The sequence below is a fragment of the Mycolicibacterium sediminis genome (assembly GCF_010731735.1).
GTDB lineage: Bacteria > Actinomycetota > Actinomycetes > Mycobacteriales > Mycobacteriaceae > Mycobacterium > Mycobacterium sediminis.
This window is the reverse complement of record NZ_AP022588.1, coordinates 5220760-5236740: the sequence shown is the minus strand read 5'-3', so window position 1 is coordinate 5236740 and position 15981 is coordinate 5220760. Positions and strand designations below refer to the sequence as shown.

Genomic DNA, 15981 nt, shown 5'->3' with positions numbered 1-15981 from the left:
GGTGTCGTGCGCATCGCCCTGTCCGCAGTCGCCGCCGGCCTGCTGGCCGTCGGAGTGCTGTCAGCGCCTCCCGTCGCGGCCGAACCGCCGCCGGCTCCTCCGGCACCCGAATGCAACGACCCGTCGTGCGTTCCCGGGATTCAGCCCGGTGCGGTGCTGGGCGCCCCCTGCACGAACACCACCTACTACGTGTTCGGCGTGACGTCGTGGGGGCGGATCGTGTTCTGCGGCTCACCACGTCGCAAGGAACCGCGGTGGTTCCGGTCGCTGGAGTTGCGGGGCATCAAGATCGAAGGCGCCAACTGTTCCGGGCGCGACGGCGAGATGGCGCAGGCCCCGGACGGTCTGTTCCTGTCGTGTGACACCCGCAACGGCGCCGCCACGTGGACTCGCGGCGACATCTGAGCCACCGCCGCTCCGGGACCTAGAACGGGATCAGCGAGAAGTCGTACGTACTCGTACCGCCGGGCGCTCCAAGGCATCCCGCGTCGTAGGTCGACGTGATGGTGCCCGCGAGCGAGACCGCGTCCCACGAGTAGACGTCATGCGACGGCAGGTTGTACCCGATGCATCGCACCCCGTCGATGACGTCGACGGTCACGGTGTAGCGACCGTCCTGGTGGTACGCCGTGTTCTGGAACCGCTGACTCTTCAGCGGCCGCGGGATCGCGATGACGTTCAGGTTCCCGTCGTCGGGGTTGATGACCGGATCCACGAAGTAGGTACCGCAGTCGGGGGCGCCGCAGGAGTGGGTGACCGACCACACGAACGAGTGATCGTTCCAGCGGTTGTTCGCCACCTCGTAGTTGCCGACCTTCATCTTCGGTCCCTCACCCGCGCTCGCCGTGGGTGCGAGGGCCGTCGCCGACAGGAGCAGGGCGACGGCGATCCCAGCACCCCTGGCCGTCGCCTCAGCGGTCGTGGCCACAGCAGTCTCCCGTCGTCGCGAGCCCATCATTCGGCACAGCCTATCCTCTGGTCGTACCGCCGTCAGTCGCTTCGGTCCGACGGTTTCGCCGTTGCCACAACGGAACTGCGTCGTGGCCCGCTAGCCGGTCGGGGTGAACTCGATGTTGATCTCGGTCAGACCGCGCAGGATGAACGTGGGTTCGTAGGTGAAGTTGCGCTGCCCCTCGGGGCCGTGCTTCTCGTCGTCGATCCTGATGTCGCCCATGCGATCCAGGATGCGTTCGATCGACACGCGACCCTCGACGCGGGCCAGCGGGCCACCGGGGCACGAGTGCACACCTCGGCCGAACGCGATGTGCTCCCGCACGTTCTTGCGGTCCAGGTCGAACACGTGGGGGTTGTCGAAGCGGCCAGGGTCGCGGTTGACGGCACCGGGGCACACCATCACCGTCGTGCCGGCGGGCACCATGGTGTCGCCCACCTTGGTCGGCTTCTTGGCGAGTCGGAACTGACTCTTCACCGGAGCGTCCATGCGCAGAGACTCTTCGACGAAGACCGGGATGCGGGTGCGGTCGTCGCGGAGCGCCTGCTGGACGTCCGGACGCTCACCCAGCACCTTCATCGACGCCGACAGCAGCTTGGTGGTGGTCTCCTGCCCGGCGGCGAAGAGGAACGTCGCGGACCGCGCCACCTCGAGCACCGGCGGCACCGAGCCGTCGGGGTACATGGCGGTGGCGAGCGACGTGAGCACGTCGTCGCGCGGCGACTCGCGACGCTCCTCGAGGTAGCCGACGAACTTGTCGTCGAGCCATGCCAGTGGGTTCAGGCCCACGAGGTCGCCGTCGAGGGAGCCGACCTGCGCGCCGGGCCGAGGCGCACCGAGAACGATTCGGAACTCCTCGTGGTCCTCCTGGGGCACGCCGAGCATGTCGGCGATCACCAACAGCGAGAAGGGCTTTGCGTAGGCGGTGAGGAACTCGCACTTCCCCGCCGCGACGAAGTCGTCGAGGCATTCGTCGGCGAGGCGCCACATGAAGTCCTCGTTCTCCTTCAACCGGCGCGGCGTCAGCAGCCGGTTGAGCAGAGAGCGGGCATTGGTGTGATCGGGCGGGTCCATCGTGACCATGTGCTCGAACATCGGCATCTGGGGCCGGTGCACGGTGATCTGGTCCGTGATGTCGTCGCCCTCGGGGGTGAACGGCAGCGGCGGGAACGGACCCGCCACCGCGATGCACGACGAGAAGGTGTCGGTGTCCTTCAGGACCTGGCCCGCTTCCTCGTACCCGGTGATGGCCAGGACGCCGTAGTGCGGTTCCTGAACGATCGGGCACTTGCTGCGGAGGTGGTCGAAGTACGGGTGTGGGTCGGGAACCAGCGACTGGTCGGTGAAGTAGTCGACGGCGTCGAAGTCGGTGGTCATCGAGGGGAGTTCCTTCCGGAGCCGCTAGGCAGGGAGTCGGATCGCACGCCGGCGAGCTGTCCGGCGGCAGTTGAGGTGAAAGTGCTGAGCACCTGCTTAGCATGGCGTACTGTCGCGGTCAAGGTTCGCGGGCCCGACCAGCGACTACGATCTGCGTGCATACCCGAGGCGCTACGGCTGTGGAAGAAGGAAGTGTGGGCATGGCATCGGACCGGAGGATCGGTGCGCCGGAGGCCAAGAACCGTGGGGTGCTGCTGGACGCCGCTGAGCAACTGATGCTCGAGGACGGGTACGCGGCCGTGACGTCGCGCCGCGTCGCCGAGCGCGCGGGCCTCAAACCGCAACTGGTGCACTACTACTTCCGCACCATGGACGACCTGTTCATCGAGGTGTTCCGGCGGATGTCCAAGCTGGGCCTCGAGGCTCACGCGGAGGTGCTCAAGTCCGATCAGCCGCTCTGGGCGATGTGGGAGTTCGGCAGCGATCCGCACGTCGCCAGACTGACCATGGAGTTCATGGGTCTCGCCAACCACCGCAAGGCACTGCGCGCCGAGATCGCCGTCTTCGCCGACCGCTTCCGCGAGCAACAGGTCGAGGTGATGACCGCCGCGCTCAAGCGCTACGGGCAGGAGAGGTCCGACGTGCCGGCCGTGGTCTGGGCGGTCTTCGCGACCAGTGTGTCGCGGGTGCTGGTCCTGGAGCAGTCGCTCGGCATCTCGTTCGGCCACGAGGAGATGCTGTCGTTCTGCGAGGAGTGGTTGCGCCAATTGGAGGGCGAGCGAGCGCCGGTCGACGCCTCCGCGTCGGCCTGACGGAACGATCCTCGAGGTCACCAGTTCCGGATGGAGCAGAGTGCTCCCCTGGGCCCCTGGTCGGTCACCACCACCTGGCCGTCCACGGCGATGACGCAGTGGAAGTTGGGTTGCTGCGGGGAGTCGAGGCTCGTCGCGGTCACCATCGCCCACTGATCCGGGTTGGCCAGCATCACGTCGAGGGTCCACATCTGGCTGGGCCCCAGGTCGGCCTCGACGTTCGGGCTGAAGGCGTACGGATTGTGGCTGTACTCGGCGAAGTTCGGGGGATCGACGTCGCGGTAGTAGATCTCCGCCTGCGCAAACGGGCTCTCGGTGAAGACGGTGTACTTCACGTGCCGCAACGGCGGCCCCTCGGCGGACGCCGTCGCAGCCGTCGACGTCAGACCGCCCAGCAGCAGGACCAGAACGGGCGCAGCCGTCACCAAGCGCTTCATGGTCGTCGTCGTCCTCCCGGGCGGAAACATCGTTACCGCAATACTAGAACGACGTTCGCAATGGCCGCCGGTGTTTCCGCGGAAGGTGTTAGCGTCCGACGGGTGGACCCCGACATCGCCCAGATCAGCGACGTACTCATCCGCTACGCCACCGGCATCGACTCCAAGGACTGGCCGCTGTTCCGGACGTGCTGGGCCGACGAGGTGGAGGTCGACTACGCCGAAGTGGGCCGGTTCACCGACCCGGATGCGTTCACCGAGCTGATGTCCGAACTGCACGGGTCGATGGGGCCGACCTACCACCGTCTCACCAACCTCGTCGTCGACGTGGACGGCGACCGGGCAACGGCGAGGTCCTACGTGCATGCGGTGCTGCTACTCACCCCCGGCGACGCCGACAACTGGATCGACGTCGTCGGTCACTACGACGACGTGCTCGTCCGGACCGACGCGGGTTGGCGGATCTGGCGGCGCTCGACCCACATGGCACGGATGCTGACCGGTGGCGCCAGGGCGGGTGCCGCCACCGCGGCGGGCGCCGACCGTGACTGACGTCGCCGAGCGGTACGGTCCGTGGGCGGTCATCGCCGGGGCGTCCGAGGGCATCGGCGCCTGTCTGGCCGACGAATTGGGCTCGCGCGGAGTGCATCTGGTGCTCATCGCCCGCAATGCCGTGCTGCTGGAGGAGGTCGCCGCAGGCGTGCGCGAGCGGCACGGCGTCGAGGTCCGGTCGGTCGTGCTCGACCTGACGGTCGACGACCTCGAGCAGCGCGTCGCATCGGCCACCGACGGACTCGAGGTCGGTCTGGTCGTCTACAACGCGGGGGCGTCGGACCGAACGTCCGATTTCCTCGACAACGAACTCGACTACTCGCTGCACCAGATCGCGCTCGACTGCGTCGGACCCGTCGTCCTCGCTCGCCACTTCGGACCGGCGATGCGAGGACGGGGCCGGGGTGGCATCGTGCTCGTCGCCTCGCTCGCGTGCGTCGCCGGGTCGGCGACGCTCGCCATGTACTCCGGCGTCAAGGCGTTCCAACACAACTTCGGCGAGGGTCTGTGGGCGGAGCTGGAACCACACGGCGTCGACGTGTGCGTGATGCCACTCGGGATGACGTACACGCCGGCGCTGCGGCGGATGGGCCTCGAGTACGACCCCCGGGCTCACATGACGTCGGAGGACGTGGCCCGCGAGATCGTCGAGAACGTCGGGAACGGTCCCGTGCACGTCGTGGGGGAGAACAACCGCGCGGTGGCGGCACAGGTGTGGACCATCGACCGACGCGCGCTCGTTGAGATGATGAGCATCGCCTCGAAGGACTTCGCGGACAAGCGATCGACCAGCTGACCGGCTCGGCTGGCGCGAATTACGTTGCGCGACATGCCGTCTGCGGAAGATCGCTTCACTCGTGACATACGACTGCGCCGCCCGCTGATGACCCCGAGGGGACACCGTGCGAGCGGCGCAGAAGAGTGAAGCTCAGTTACAGCGTGGTGACGCCAGTTGCCTGGGGTCCCTTAGCGCCTGGGGTGATCTCGAACTCGACCCGCTGGTTCTCGTCGAGTGTGCGGTAGCCCTGAGACTGGATCTCCGAGTGATGGACGAAAACGTCTTCACTGGCTCCGTCCGGGGTGATGAAGCCGAAGCCCTTTTCCGCGTTGAACCATTTGACAGTGCCCTGCGTCATACAGATATTCCCATTTCTTGGTATTCACAGATGTCATCAGACAGACATCCAAGCCAAACCCTAGCACGGTGTTTGCCTCGTGAGCCCAGTTCTGCTCAATGTTCTCCGGTCCGACTCCACGTCGGCCCGAACTGGTGGCCGGGTCTACCGGCGACGGTTCATCACCGCGTCGGCGGCCACCCAGTGCGCGTCGTCCACCCACAGCCGGGCGAACGCCGCCACCGCTTCATCGGGCGAGGCCCCGGACATGACCCGCTTCACCTCGGATGCCGCGCGGTGGGCCAACTTTCGTGCCACGGCTCGCCACTCGTCCTCGAACGCGTGCCGCGGAACAACGCGCTGGACGAGCCCCACCCGCTGGGCCTCGGTGGCGTCCAGGACGACGCCGGTGCCGGCGAGCAGCAGGGCCTGGCTCCGTCCGACGAGGGCGGCGAGCCGCTCGGCGCCACCCCACGCGGGCATGATCTCGAGTGCGACCTGGTTGAAGCCGATCCGCACGTCGTCGGCGGCCAGGCGGATGTCGGCGGCGACGGCGACCTCCGCGCCGCCACCCAGTGCGTGTCCGTTCAACGCGGCGAGGACCGGACCCGGGAAGCTCGCGATCCGGTCGCACACGCGGCGCATGCGCCACGCCATCGCCCGGGCGTCCTCCTCGGTGCGCAGGGCGGCGAGTTCCTTCAGGTCGCCGCCCGAGACGAACGCCTTGTCGCCGGCGCCGGTGATCACCAGTGCGCGTGCGCCGGCGGCGCCGTCGAGTGCCTCGTCGAGTCGGTCCATCGTCGTCAGAGAGATGGCGTTCCGCGCATGGGGGCGGTCGATCGTGATGACGGCCAGTCCGTCGTCGACGGTCAGGTCGACCATGCGGCTGTCGTCGGCCACGTTCTCTCCTTGCGGTATTGGCATTCTCGCGGACGGAGAATAGCATCCCGGGGACATCCGGCCGGCCCAGCGAAAGGACCGAGCAAGCCATGCGGAAGATCCCCGAGGCGCTGGTAGAACACTACGAGAAGCAGGGCTGGTGGACCTCGGAGACGCTGGGCGACCTGATCGCCCGAGGTCTGCTCGCGGCTCCCGAGCAGACCTTCGTCGTGCACTCCGAGGTGCGTCCGTACGTGGGCACCTGGCGCGACGTGGAACACTCCGCCCGGCGGTTGGCGGCCGGTCTGCGCGACCGCGGCGTGGGACCGGGCGACGTCGTGGTGATGCAGTTGCCGAACTGGATGGAAGCGGCGGCGACGTTCTGGGCGTCGGCCCTGCTCGGCGCCGTCGTCGTTCCGGTCGTCCACTTCTACGGCCGTAAGGAACTCGGGCACATCCTGAGCACGTCGGCGCCACGGGTGTTCGTCACCACCGAGAAGTTCGGTCGGATGACCCTCCATCGCGACGTCTGCGCGGACGTGCCGCTGGTGGCCCTGGTCGGCGGGACGGGAGACGCGACCGGCGTGCTCGACTTCGAGGACCTGCTCGCCCCCGAACCGCTGGAGGGCGTGCTCGCCGCCGACCCCGCCGGCGCCGCGCTCATCGCCTTCACCTCCGGGACGACCCGAGATCCCAAGGGCGTGATCCACACTCACCAGACCCTGAACTTCGAGACCCGCCAGCTGCTGGCCAACTATCCCGAGGACCGCGGCCGACAGCTCACCGCGACGCCGGTCGGACACTTCATCGGGATGCTCAGCGCATTCCTGATACCCGTCCTCGACGGTGCGCCCATCGACCTGTGCGACGTGTGGGATCCGGGTCGCGTGCTCGCCCTCATGACGTCCGACGGCCTGTCCATCGGCGGTGGGCCGCCGTACTTCCTCACCAGCCTCATGGACCATCCCGACTTCACCCCCGATCACATGGCGCTGATCAGGACCGCCGGGCTGGGCGGATCCACCGTTCCGGCCACCGTCACCCGACGACTGTCCGACGAAGGCGTGCTCGTCTACCGCTCCTACGGGAGCACCGAACACCCGTCGATCACCGGGTCGAGCCCGTCGGCACCCGAGGGCAAGAGGTTGTTCACCGACGGGAACTGCCGGCCGGGCGTCGAGATCCGGCTCACCGACGACGGGGAGATCCTCAGTCGGGGCCCGGACCTCTGCCTGGGCTACACCGATCCCGCCCTGACCGCCGCGGCCTTCGACGACGACGGGTGGTACCGCACGGGCGACGTCGGGGTGCTCGACGAGGACGGCTACCTGACCATCACCGACCGCAAGGCCGACGTCATCATCCGGGCCGGCGAGAACATCAGTGCCCTCGAGGTCGAGGAGGTCCTGCTGGGGATGCCCCAGGTGGCCGAGGCGGTCGTCGTCGCCGCACCCGATGCCCGGCTGGGCGAGCGGGCGGCGGCGGTGCTACGTCTGCGGCCGGGCACGGTGATGCCGTCCATGGCCGAGGTGCGCAGCCACTTCGAGGCCGCCGGCGTCGCACGCCAGAAGTGGCCGGAGGAACTGCACGAGGTGGCGGAGTACCCGCGTACGGCGAGCGGGAAGGTGCAGAAATACGTCGTCCGCCGGAGCCTCGTGGACTGAGCCGCAGTCGGGTGATCCTGCTCCGGCCCTGCGGAACGTCATTACCGGTGAGCCTCGGAACGCCCGAGAGGATTGCCACCCGTGATAAATGAGAATAAGATTCTCGCGAGACGATAAGGAGTTTTCCATGGGTCAGCTTTCCCACCGGGTCGACATTCCGTTTCCGCTGTTCGACGCGGACAACCACCTCTACGAGCCGCCCGAGGCGATGACGAAGTACCTGCCGAAGGAGTACAAGGACGTCGTCCAGTACGTCGAGATCAACGGCCGGACGAAGATCGCGCTCAAGGGACAGATCAGCAACTACATCCCCAACCCCACCTTCTCCGTGGTGGCTCAGCCGGGTGCGTGGGAGGAGTACTTCAAGTTCGGCAACCCCGACGGCAAGAGCAAGCGCGAGCTGTTCGGTGAGCCCATGCGCGCCATCCCCGCCTTCTTCGAGCCCGAACCGCGGCTGGCGAAGATGGACGAGCTGGGCCTCGACCGGTCGCTGATGTTCCCGACGCTGGCCAGCCTGATCGAGGAGCGGCTGTCCGACGACCCGATCGCGATCCACGTCATCGTGCACGCGCTCAACGAATGGCTGCACGAGGTGTGGGGCTTCAACTACAAGAACCGGATCTTCACGACGCCGGTGATCACCCTGCCGATCGTCGACAAGGCGATCGAGGAACTGGAGTGGGCGGTGAAGCGTGGCGCCCGCGCCATCCTGATCCGCCCGGCACCGGTGCCCGGCTTCCGCGGGCCGCGGTCGTTCGCGCTGCCCGAGTTCGACCCGTTCTGGCAGAAGTGCGTCGAGTACGACATCTTCGTCGGCATGCACTCCAGCGACAGCGGCTACTCCCGCTACACCTCGGAGTGGGACGGCGGCGCGCAGGAGATGCTGCCGTTCCAGACCAACGCGATGTCGATCCTCAACGAGTGGCGACCCATCCAGGATGCGGTGGCGTCCTGGGTCATCCACGGCGCGCTGTTCCGGTTCCCGACCCTCAAGGTGGGCATCGTCGAAGCCGGCTCGAAGTGGATGTTCCCGCTGCTCGACTCCATGGCCGAGGTCTACAAGAAGGCGCCGGAGGCCTTCCTCGGCAACCCGATGGAGGAGATCAAGAACCGCATCTACGTCAGCCCCTTCTACGAGGAGGGCATCGACGACCTGATCAACCTGATCGGCGTCGAGCAGGTGCTCTACGGTTCTGACTGGCCGCACCCCGAGGGCCTGGCGGAGCCGACCCACTACGTGACCGCGCTCGAGCACCTCGCCGTGGAGGATCAGGCAAAGATCATGGGCGGCAACCTGGGTCGTCTCGTCACGACGTGACCTACCGGAAGCGCTGGGACACCATCCCCGAGATGGTGCTCAGCGCAGCCGACCGCTTCGGTTCCGCCGAAGCGGTGGTCGACGGTCCGTTGCGGCTGTCCTACGTCGACCTCGCCGACCGCATCCGCAGCGCCGCGGGTGCGTTCGGCGAGTTCGGCGTTTCCAAGGGTGACCGGGTCGCCATCTGGGCGCCGAACTCCGCCGAGTGGATCATCGCCGCCATCGGCCTGCTGGCCGCAGGCGGCGTGCTGGTCCCCGTCAACACCAGGTTCAAGGCCGAGGAGGCCGCCGACGTCGTGTCGCGCAGTGGCGCGAAGGCGGTCATGGTCCAGCCCGGATTCCTCGGGCAGGACTTCACGACCGGACTCGACGTGCCGTCGATCGATCTGACGTCCGACTTCCTCACCAGCGCAACGGCATTCGACCGCGAACCCCGCGAGTGGCTCAACGGTGACGACGTCGCCGACGTCATCTACACCTCGGGGACCACCGGCAGGCCCAAGGGCGTCATGATGAATCACGCCCAGACGCTTCGGCTCTATGAGGAATGGTGCGATCTGGCGGACCTGCGGGAGGGCGACCGGTACCTGGTCGTCAATCCGTTCTTCCACACCTTCGGCTACAAGGCGGGTTGCCTGGCGTCGCTGATCCGTGGGGCGACGATCCTGCCGGTCCCGGTGTTCGACCCCGACGCCGTCGTCGATCTGATCGACGCCGAGCGCGTCACGATGCTGCCCGGCCCTCCGACGCTGTATCACTCGCTGCTGGCGGTGTCGGACAAGACCAGGCTCTGTAGCCTGCGAGCGGGCGTCACCGGCGCATCCGACATCCCGGTCGAATTGGTCCGTCGGGTGCACGCCGAACTTCCCTTCCAGACGCTCGCGACCGGCTACGGACTCACCGAGTGCGGCACCGCGACCCTCTCCCGGCCCGGTGACTCCTTCGACGACGTCGCGACAACGGTGGGGATGCCGTGCGACGGGGTCGACGTGCGCATCGCCGACGACGGCGAGGTGCTCGTCCGTGGCTACAGCGTGATGCAGGGTTACCTCGACGATCCCGACGCCACCGCCGAGGCGATCGACGCCGACGGTTGGCTGCACACCGGCGACCTCGGCGACGTCACAGGCGGCGGCAGACTCCGAATCCTCGGGCGCAAGAAGGACATGTTCATCGTCGGCGGCTTCAACGCCTACCCCGCCGAGATCGAGGGGTTCCTCCTCGAGCATCCGGCGGTTGCGCAGGTCGCCGTTATCGGCGTGCCCGACGACCGCCTCGGGGAGGTGGGCAAGGCGTTCGTCGTGGTGCGGTCCGGCGTCGAAACCCCGTCGGCGGCGGACCTGCTCGAGTGGAGTCGCGCGCGAATGGCCGGATTCAAGGTGCCGCGGTATGTACAGTTCCTCGACGAGCTACCAACGAACGCCACCGGCAAGGTCGTGAAGAGCAGACTGCACTGAGCGAACGCACAGCGTGAGAACGGCATTTCCGCAGGCAGCTGACGGTAAACTGGCGGTCGAAGCCATGCGGTAGGGTCGGTTCTTATCGCCTGCTGACAATGGCATTCTCATGAGCGCGACGGATGAAGGGGAGGTCTCGTGTCACCCAGCGAGCGCACCTCGCCGGGGTCCGACGGCGATGCCGTCACCTCCCCGGACGCGACGACGCCCGAAGACGTCCTGTCCTTGGCCGAGGAGGCCGAGGCCGAAGCTGCCGAAGCCGACGCCGTTGCGGCCGCCGCTCGTGCGCGAGCCAGGGCGCTTCGACTGCGCAGGGAGGCCAAGGCAGCCGAGGCCGCCGCGGTCGCCGTTCCGGAACCGACGCTCGTCGATGACGACGTGCCGACGGATGAGCCCGTGGCGACCGAACCCGGGGCGACCGAACCCGTGCCGACCGACGACGTCCTCGCCGGTGGCGCGACGGAGGACCCCGAACCCACTCCGGACGACGGCGTGGTCCCCGACGACGAGAGCGGACTCGCGGCCCCGGGTGCGCGGTTGCGTGTCGCGATCGGGGCCGTGGCGATCGTGCTGACCGTGGGCTTCGTCGCGGCCAGCGGCTTCATGCTCTGGCATCACCGCCAGGTGGTCGCCGAGCAGCAGCGATCCGCGGAGTTCGTCGCCGCCGCGCGACAGGGCGTCGTCACCCTGATGTCGCTGGACTTCACCCGTGCGGAGGAAGACGTGCAACGCATCCTCGACAACACCACTGGTGACTTCCGCAAGGAGTTCGCCGGGCAGGCGGAGAACTTCACCGAGGTGGCACAGCAGTCGAAGGTCGTCACCGAGGCGACCGTCAATGCGATCGCCGTGCGGTCGATGACGGCGGACGCCGCGAACGTCCTCGTCGCGGTGACCACGCGCGTGTCCAACGCCGCCGCCAACGAGCAGCCCCCACGATCGTGGCGTCTGAGCGTGGACGTCGCCCGTGACGGCGGCCAGATCAAGTTGGCCAAGGTGGAGTTCGTGCCGTGACCGAGAAGAACGACGACGTGACCCGTGACGAGCCCGGCGGCGCCGAGGTCGGATCGACCGCCGAGGAGCTGGACCGGCCGACCGTCGAGGAGTCCGGTACGGCCCTCGAGGCACGTCGCCGGACCGGTGGCGCGCGGGGCGTCCTGGTGCCGGCCGTCATCGCCATCCTGCTCGTGGCGTCCGCCGCGTTCGCGTCGTGGGTCTACCTCAGCCAGTACCGGCCGGACCAGCAGACCGACGCCGCCGTCGCCGCGGAGGCGACGAAGGCGGCCACCGACGGAACCGTGGCGCTGCTGTCCTACACGCCGACCACGCTCGATCAGGACTTCACCAACGCCAAGTCCCACCTGACCGGCGACTTCCTGAACTACTACACGCAGTTCACCAACGACATCGTCACCCCGGCGGCCAAGACCAAGGACGTCAAGACCACCGCCACCGTGGTGCGGTCGGCGGTATCCGACCTACACCCCGACGCCGCGACCGTGTTGGTGTTCATCAACCAGAACACCACCAGCAAGGAGAATCCCGACGGCTCCTTCACGGCGAGCGCGGTGAAGGTCGGCCTGGTGAAGTCCGGCGACACCTGGCTCATCGCCGCGTTCGACCCCGTCTGACCCCGCCCGGGTACTGTTCGGCCGTGTCACTGAAACCCGTCGACCTGGTCCTGTCCGGTGGCGGCGTCAAGGGCGTCGGTCTGGTGGGCGCGGTCGTCGCCCTGATGGATGCGGGATACCAGCCGCATCGGGTGTCGGGAACGTCCGCCGGGTCGATCGTCGGTGCCGTCGTCGCCGCCGCGGCCCGTGCCGGAAACCTGACCGGAGCGCAGGTCAAAGACCTTGCGCTGCAACTCGACTACTCGAAGTTCCTGGACCCGGGCCCAGTCGAACGGCTCCCGATCCTCGGGCCGTCGCTGGCGATCGTCCGCGGCTCGGGCATCTACCGCGGCGACTACGCGCACGATTGGGTGCGCGGCCAGCTGGCGGACCTCGGGGTACGGACGTTCGGCGACCTCGCCCTGCCCGACGAGGACCTGCCCGCGGAGCAGCGGTACCGGCTGGTGGTCACCGTGGCCGACACGACGACGGGCCAACTGGTCCGGCTGCCGTGGGACTACCGCCGCGTCTACGGTCTGGACCCCGACGAACAACCGGTCGCCGACGCCGTCCGAGCCTCGATGTCGATCCCGTTCTTCTTTCGTCCCGTCACGTTGACCAGCGCCGCCGGGTTGGAGTCGACGCTCGTGGACGGCGGTCTGCTGTCGAACTTCCCGATCGACTCGCTCGACCGAAGCGACGGCAAGGCGCCCCGCTGGCCGACCTTCGGCGTCACGGTGCTGCCCAATCTGCCGAACGGAAACGACAAGGTGATCCCCGCGCTGGCCGCCCTGCGGTTGCCGCCCTTCATCGGGGCGCCGCATCTGCTCGAGGACGTCATCACCACCGTCCTCGTCGGCCGGGATCAGGCCTACCTGAATCAACCGTGGGTCAGCGCTCGAGCCATCCGGGTCGATTCGACCGACGTCGGGTTCCTCGACTTCGACATCACCGACTCCGAGGTCGAGGCGCTCTACGGCAACGGCTACGCCGCCGCGCAGCGCTTCCTGACGGACTGGGACTGGGCGGCGTACCGGCGCCGGTTCCGATGACGCCGACCGCACCTGCCGCGATCCTGCCGCTGGACGCGACGGTCGCGGCGGCTTCGGTCGTCTGTCCGATCGCCGGGCGGCGAGCGCTGGTGCGGGTGCTCGACTCGCTCCTCGGGCCCGCGCGCGTACCCGCCGGCCGCGTCGTCGTGGTCGCCGCGGCCGGCATCCTCCTCGACGTCGAGCAGGCGGTGGCCGAGGCCGGGCCGATCGGCGCGAGCGTCGTCGGCTGCGATCCGACCGCGTCCCGAAGCCGTTGTCTGACAGTGGGACTGGCGCATCTCGACCCCGAACCGGATGGCGCGATCCTCGTGCACGACCATCGCCACCCGTTGGCGTCCGGCGCCGTGACGGAACGCGTCCTCGCCGGCCTCGCCTCCGGGCACGCCGTGGTGGTGCCCGCGTTGGCGATGACCGACACGGTCAAGGAGACCGACGACGAAGGTGCGGTGCTGCAGACCGTCGACCGGCAGTCGCTGAGGACCGTGCAGTACCCACGCGGCTACCGCGCGGACGTCCTCCGCGCACTCCTGGCGCCACCCGATGAGGACGAGTTCGCCGCCGCCGTCGCGGCGGGCCACCCGATCGAGATGGTGCCGGGCGATGCCGACGCGATCACGGCGGCGCTGCCGGCGGACACGGCGCTGCTCGAGGCGATCCTCGGATCCCGACGCGGCTAGCCGGCCCGGGAGTCCAGCAGCCGGGCGGCCACGTCGACGTCGTGGGGGAAGGTCACCTTGAAGTTCGCCGCGGCGCCCGGGAAGCAGTGGACGTCGACGTCGGTGAACCGTTGGATGCACGCCGAGGTATCCGTGCCGTCGAAGCCGGCGGCGTCGGCGGCGCGGTAGGCCGCGAGGAGCGGCCCCGCGTGGAACGCCTGCGGAGTCTGTACCCGGACCAGCGTGCCGTCGACCGTCGTCGCGCGTCCGTGGCCGTCGTCGCGGACCACGTCGCCGGCGGGGAGGCCGGGGATCGCGCCGCCGAAGCGTCGCGCCGTCGTCAGGGCGGCGCGCATCAGGTCCGGACCCGCCAGTGGTCGCGCGCCGTCGTGGATCAGCACGACGTCGACGAGGCCCGCCCCGACGTCGTCGGCGAGGTAGGTGAGGACGTTGAACTCCGAGCCGTGTCGGGTGTCGCCTCCCTCGACGAGTTCGACGACGAGAGAGGGTAGTTCGGTGTTCAGCATCGTCTCGGCGAGATCGCGTTCACCGGCCCGGTGAACCAGCAGCGTCCTGTCGATCTCGGGGGTGGACGCGACGGCCTCGACCGACCACGACACCATGCTGCGGCCCGCGAGCGGCAGATAGGCCTTGTTGCCGTCGGCGCCGACACGGGTGCCCATCCCCGCGGCGAGGACGACGCCCACCGCCACGGGTCCGCTCGACGTGCGCATCCGCTCACGCTAGCGCGGCCGGACACGTCGCCGACTGATGACCGCGCCGCGCGCGACGGCTCCCCACCCGGTACGGTCACGGCCGTCGGAGGAGGCAGGTCGGGATGAACGAATCGACGCCGCGGGCGGCTCGCACGCACCGGGTCCGCAGGATGGCGGGTCGCGACCCGCACGAGTCGCACCGGGCCGCCACCCCGCTCGAGCTGCTCTTCGACCTGACGTTCGTCATCGCCTTCGGAGTCGCGGCATCGGAGTTGGCGCACGCACTCGCCGCGGGGCACGTCGGGGTGGGGTTGATCGGCTTCCTGTTCGCGACGTTCGCCACCTGCTGGGCATGGATCAACTTCACGTGGTTCGCCTCGGCCTACGACACCGACGACTGGATCTACCGCGTCCTGACGATGGTGCAGATGGTCGGCGTCCTCATCCTGGCGCTCGGCATCCCGCCGTTCTACGCGTCGATCGAGCACGGGGGGCACCTCTCCAACGAGATGCTCGTCGCCGGGTACGTGGTGATGCGGGTCGCGATGGTGGCGCAGTGGTTGCGCGCCGCTCGGCAGGATCCCGCCCGACGGTCGGCGAGCCTCACCTACGCCGCGGTCATCACGCTCGTCCAGATCGGCTGGATCGGCGCGATCTTCCTGCCGGTGTCGGTGCCCGTCGGCCTGGCGATGTTCGCCATCCTCGCCGCCGCGGAGATGTTCGGCCCGTGGCTTGCGGAGAGCCGCAAGGGTGGCACGCCGTGGCACGCTCATCACATCGCCGAACGCTACGGGCTGCTCGCCATCATCGCGCTCGGCGAGGGCGTGGTCGGCACGGTGGCATCCCTGACCGCGGTCGTCAGTGAGCACGGGTGGACGCCGGACGCCGTCATCCTCGTCGTCGCAGGCACCGGACTGACGTTCGGGATGTGGTGGATCTACTTCTCCGCCATCCCCGGCCCCGACGTGCTGCACGCCCACCGCGAACGGTCGTTCGAGTTCGGCTACGTGCACATCGCCGTCTTCGGGGCGATCGTCGCGACCGGCGCGGGCCTGCACACGGCGGCATACTACGTCGAGGACCACTCCGAACTCGGCGCCGTGGGAACGGTGCTGTCGGTGGTGGTGCCGGTGGCCGTGTTCGTCGCACTGGTCGTGCTGCTGCACGTGCTGGTGGTGCGGAAATGGGCGATGGTCCACGTCGTGCTGGCGGTGCTGACCGGCCTCGTCCTCGCGGCGGCCGTGGTGGCGGCGGCGATGGGCGTCCCCATGACGGCGTGCCTGTTGATCGCGACGTTCGCTCCGGCCGTGAGCGTCGTGGGCCTCGAGGTCCTGGGCCATCGCGGGAACACCGCCGAACCGGATCTCGCCTGAACGACGGACGA

Annotated in this window: 18 protein-coding genes; 12 read left to right on the top strand and 6 right to left on the bottom strand. The window is 68.6% G+C overall.

Annotated elements, in window-relative coordinates; genetic code table 11:
* The first annotated feature begins 6 nt into the window (after positions 1-6).
* A complete protein-coding gene (locus G6N64_RS24900; RefSeq protein ID WP_163800486.1) occupies positions 7-405 on the top strand; it encodes a hypothetical protein in 399 nt (132 codons plus the stop codon).
* 19 nt (positions 406-424) lie between these two features.
* Here G6N64_RS24900 and G6N64_RS24895 read toward each other — a convergent pair whose 3' ends face one another.
* Positions 425-928: a hypothetical protein gene (locus G6N64_RS24895; RefSeq protein WP_163800485.1), complete on the bottom strand. Its 504-nt coding sequence runs from the start codon at positions 926-928 to the stop codon at positions 425-427.
* Positions 929-1048: 120 nt separating this feature from the next.
* Positions 1049-2329 (bottom strand): cytochrome P450, encoded by a 1281-nt coding sequence (locus G6N64_RS24890; protein ID WP_163800484.1) that lies wholly within the window; start codon positions 2327-2329, stop codon positions 1049-1051.
* Positions 2330-2529: 200 nt separating this feature from the next.
* Here G6N64_RS24890 and G6N64_RS24885 point away from each other — a divergent pair, with 200 nt between their 5' ends.
* Positions 2530-3141, top strand: coding sequence for a TetR/AcrR family transcriptional regulator (locus G6N64_RS24885; protein ID WP_163800483.1), 612 nt, complete (start codon positions 2530-2532; stop codon positions 3139-3141).
* A 17-nt stretch (positions 3142-3158) separates the two neighbouring features.
* Here the strand turns inward: G6N64_RS24885 and G6N64_RS24880 are convergent, their stop codons facing one another.
* The gene (locus G6N64_RS24880) at positions 3159-3578 is read right to left on the bottom strand and encodes an Rv2576c family protein (RefSeq protein WP_246230792.1); all 420 of its coding nucleotides are present in this window, start codon (positions 3576-3578) and stop codon (positions 3159-3161) included.
* Between the two features lie 102 nt (positions 3579-3680).
* Between G6N64_RS24880 and G6N64_RS24875 the strand changes: the two genes are divergently transcribed.
* Together G6N64_RS24875 and G6N64_RS24870 are read left to right on the top strand one after the other, a co-directional pair.
* Positions 3681-4130 (top strand): nuclear transport factor 2 family protein, encoded by a 450-nt coding sequence (locus G6N64_RS24875; RefSeq protein ID WP_246230791.1) that lies wholly within the window; start codon positions 3681-3683, stop codon positions 4128-4130.
* Complete coding sequence (locus G6N64_RS24870) at positions 4123-4926, top strand: SDR family NAD(P)-dependent oxidoreductase (RefSeq protein ID WP_163800481.1); 804 nt, start codon at positions 4123-4125, stop codon at positions 4924-4926. Before G6N64_RS24875 ends, G6N64_RS24870 begins: the two co-directional genes overlap by 8 nt.
* Positions 4927-5062: 136 nt before the next feature.
* Here G6N64_RS24870 and G6N64_RS24865 read toward each other — a convergent pair whose 3' ends face one another.
* Positions 5063-5266 (bottom strand): cold-shock protein, encoded by a 204-nt coding sequence (locus tag G6N64_RS24865; protein WP_163800480.1) that lies wholly within the window; start codon positions 5264-5266, stop codon positions 5063-5065.
* A 144-nt stretch (positions 5267-5410) separates the two neighbouring features.
* Entirely contained in the window at positions 5411-6127 is a 717-nt protein-coding gene (locus G6N64_RS24860; protein ID WP_163802100.1) for an enoyl-CoA hydratase/isomerase family protein, read from the bottom strand.
* 107 nt (positions 6128-6234) lie between these two features.
* Between G6N64_RS24860 and G6N64_RS24855 the strand changes: the two genes are divergently transcribed.
* The 7 genes from G6N64_RS24855 (at position 6235) to G6N64_RS24825 (ending at position 13902) form a co-directional block, all read left to right on the top strand.
* The gene (locus tag G6N64_RS24855; protein ID WP_163800479.1) at positions 6235-7788 is read left to right on the top strand and encodes an AMP-binding protein; all 1554 of its coding nucleotides are present in this window, start codon (positions 6235-6237) and stop codon (positions 7786-7788) included.
* Between the two features lie 127 nt (positions 7789-7915).
* Complete coding sequence (locus G6N64_RS24850) at positions 7916-9106, top strand: amidohydrolase family protein (RefSeq protein WP_163800478.1); 1191 nt, start codon at positions 7916-7918, stop codon at positions 9104-9106.
* A gap of 32 nt (positions 9107-9138) precedes the next feature.
* Positions 9139-10563, top strand: a complete 1425-nt coding sequence (locus G6N64_RS24845; RefSeq protein ID WP_220100574.1) for a FadD3 family acyl-CoA ligase — start codon at positions 9139-9141, stop codon at positions 10561-10563.
* Positions 10564-10701: 138 nt separating this feature from the next.
* Entirely contained in the window at positions 10702-11577 is an 876-nt protein-coding gene (locus G6N64_RS24840; protein ID WP_163800476.1) for an Rv1363c family protein, read from the top strand.
* On the top strand, positions 11574-12194 hold the full coding sequence (locus G6N64_RS24835) for a hypothetical protein (protein ID WP_174266880.1): 621 nt from the start codon (positions 11574-11576) through the stop codon (positions 12192-12194). The genes G6N64_RS24840 and G6N64_RS24835 overlap by 4 nt, the downstream gene beginning before the upstream one ends.
* A gap of 23 nt (positions 12195-12217) precedes the next feature.
* The gene (locus tag G6N64_RS24830; RefSeq protein ID WP_163800475.1) at positions 12218-13225 is read left to right on the top strand and encodes a patatin-like phospholipase family protein; all 1008 of its coding nucleotides are present in this window, start codon (positions 12218-12220) and stop codon (positions 13223-13225) included.
* Positions 13222-13902 carry an IspD/TarI family cytidylyltransferase gene (locus G6N64_RS24825; protein WP_163800474.1) on the top strand — a complete coding sequence of 227 codons (681 nt, stop codon included), beginning with the start codon at positions 13222-13224 and terminating at the stop codon, positions 13900-13902. The genes G6N64_RS24830 and G6N64_RS24825 overlap by 4 nt, the downstream gene beginning before the upstream one ends.
* Here G6N64_RS24825 and G6N64_RS24820 read toward each other — a convergent pair.
* Entirely contained in the window at positions 13899-14615 is a 717-nt protein-coding gene (locus G6N64_RS24820; RefSeq protein WP_163800473.1) for an IspD/TarI family cytidylyltransferase, read from the bottom strand. The genes G6N64_RS24825 and G6N64_RS24820 overlap by 4 nt on opposite strands.
* A gap of 104 nt (positions 14616-14719) precedes the next feature.
* Here G6N64_RS24820 and G6N64_RS24815 point away from each other — a divergent pair, with 104 nt between their 5' ends.
* Positions 14720-15970: a low temperature requirement protein A gene (locus G6N64_RS24815; protein WP_246230790.1), complete on the top strand. Its 1251-nt coding sequence runs from the start codon at positions 14720-14722 to the stop codon at positions 15968-15970.
* The last annotated feature ends 11 nt before the right edge of the window (positions 15971-15981 follow it).

Excerpts from the sequence above, each read along its gene's own strand:
- G6N64_RS24890 (WP_163800484.1), bottom strand. The coding sequence starts at position 2,329 with ATGACCACCGACTTCGACGCCGTCGACTACTTCACCGACCAGTCGCTG.
- G6N64_RS24885 (WP_163800483.1), top strand. The coding sequence starts at position 2,530 with ATGGCATCGGACCGGAGGATCGGTGCGCCGGAGGCCAAGAACCGTGGG.
- G6N64_RS24880 (WP_246230792.1), bottom strand. The coding sequence starts at position 3,578 with ATGAAGCGCTTGGTGACGGCTGCGCCCGTTCTGGTCCTGCTGCTGGGC.
- G6N64_RS24865 (WP_163800480.1), bottom strand. The coding sequence starts at position 5,266 with ATGACGCAGGGCACTGTCAAATGGTTCAACGCGGAAAAGGGCTTCGGC.
- G6N64_RS24860 (WP_163802100.1), bottom strand. The coding sequence starts at position 6,127 with ATGGTCGACCTGACCGTCGACGACGGACTGGCCGTCATCACGATCGAC.
- G6N64_RS24855 (WP_163800479.1), top strand. The coding sequence starts at position 6,235 with ATGCGGAAGATCCCCGAGGCGCTGGTAGAACACTACGAGAAGCAGGGC.
- G6N64_RS24850 (WP_163800478.1), top strand. The coding sequence starts at position 7,916 with ATGGGTCAGCTTTCCCACCGGGTCGACATTCCGTTTCCGCTGTTCGAC.
- G6N64_RS24845 (WP_220100574.1), top strand. The coding sequence starts at position 9,139 with ATGGTGCTCAGCGCAGCCGACCGCTTCGGTTCCGCCGAAGCGGTGGTC.
- G6N64_RS24825 (WP_163800474.1), top strand. The coding sequence starts at position 13,222 with ATGACGCCGACCGCACCTGCCGCGATCCTGCCGCTGGACGCGACGGTC.
- G6N64_RS24820 (WP_163800473.1), bottom strand. The coding sequence starts at position 14,615 with ATGCGCACGTCGAGCGGACCCGTGGCGGTGGGCGTCGTCCTCGCCGCG.
- G6N64_RS24815 (WP_246230790.1), top strand. The coding sequence starts at position 14,720 with ATGAACGAATCGACGCCGCGGGCGGCTCGCACGCACCGGGTCCGCAGG.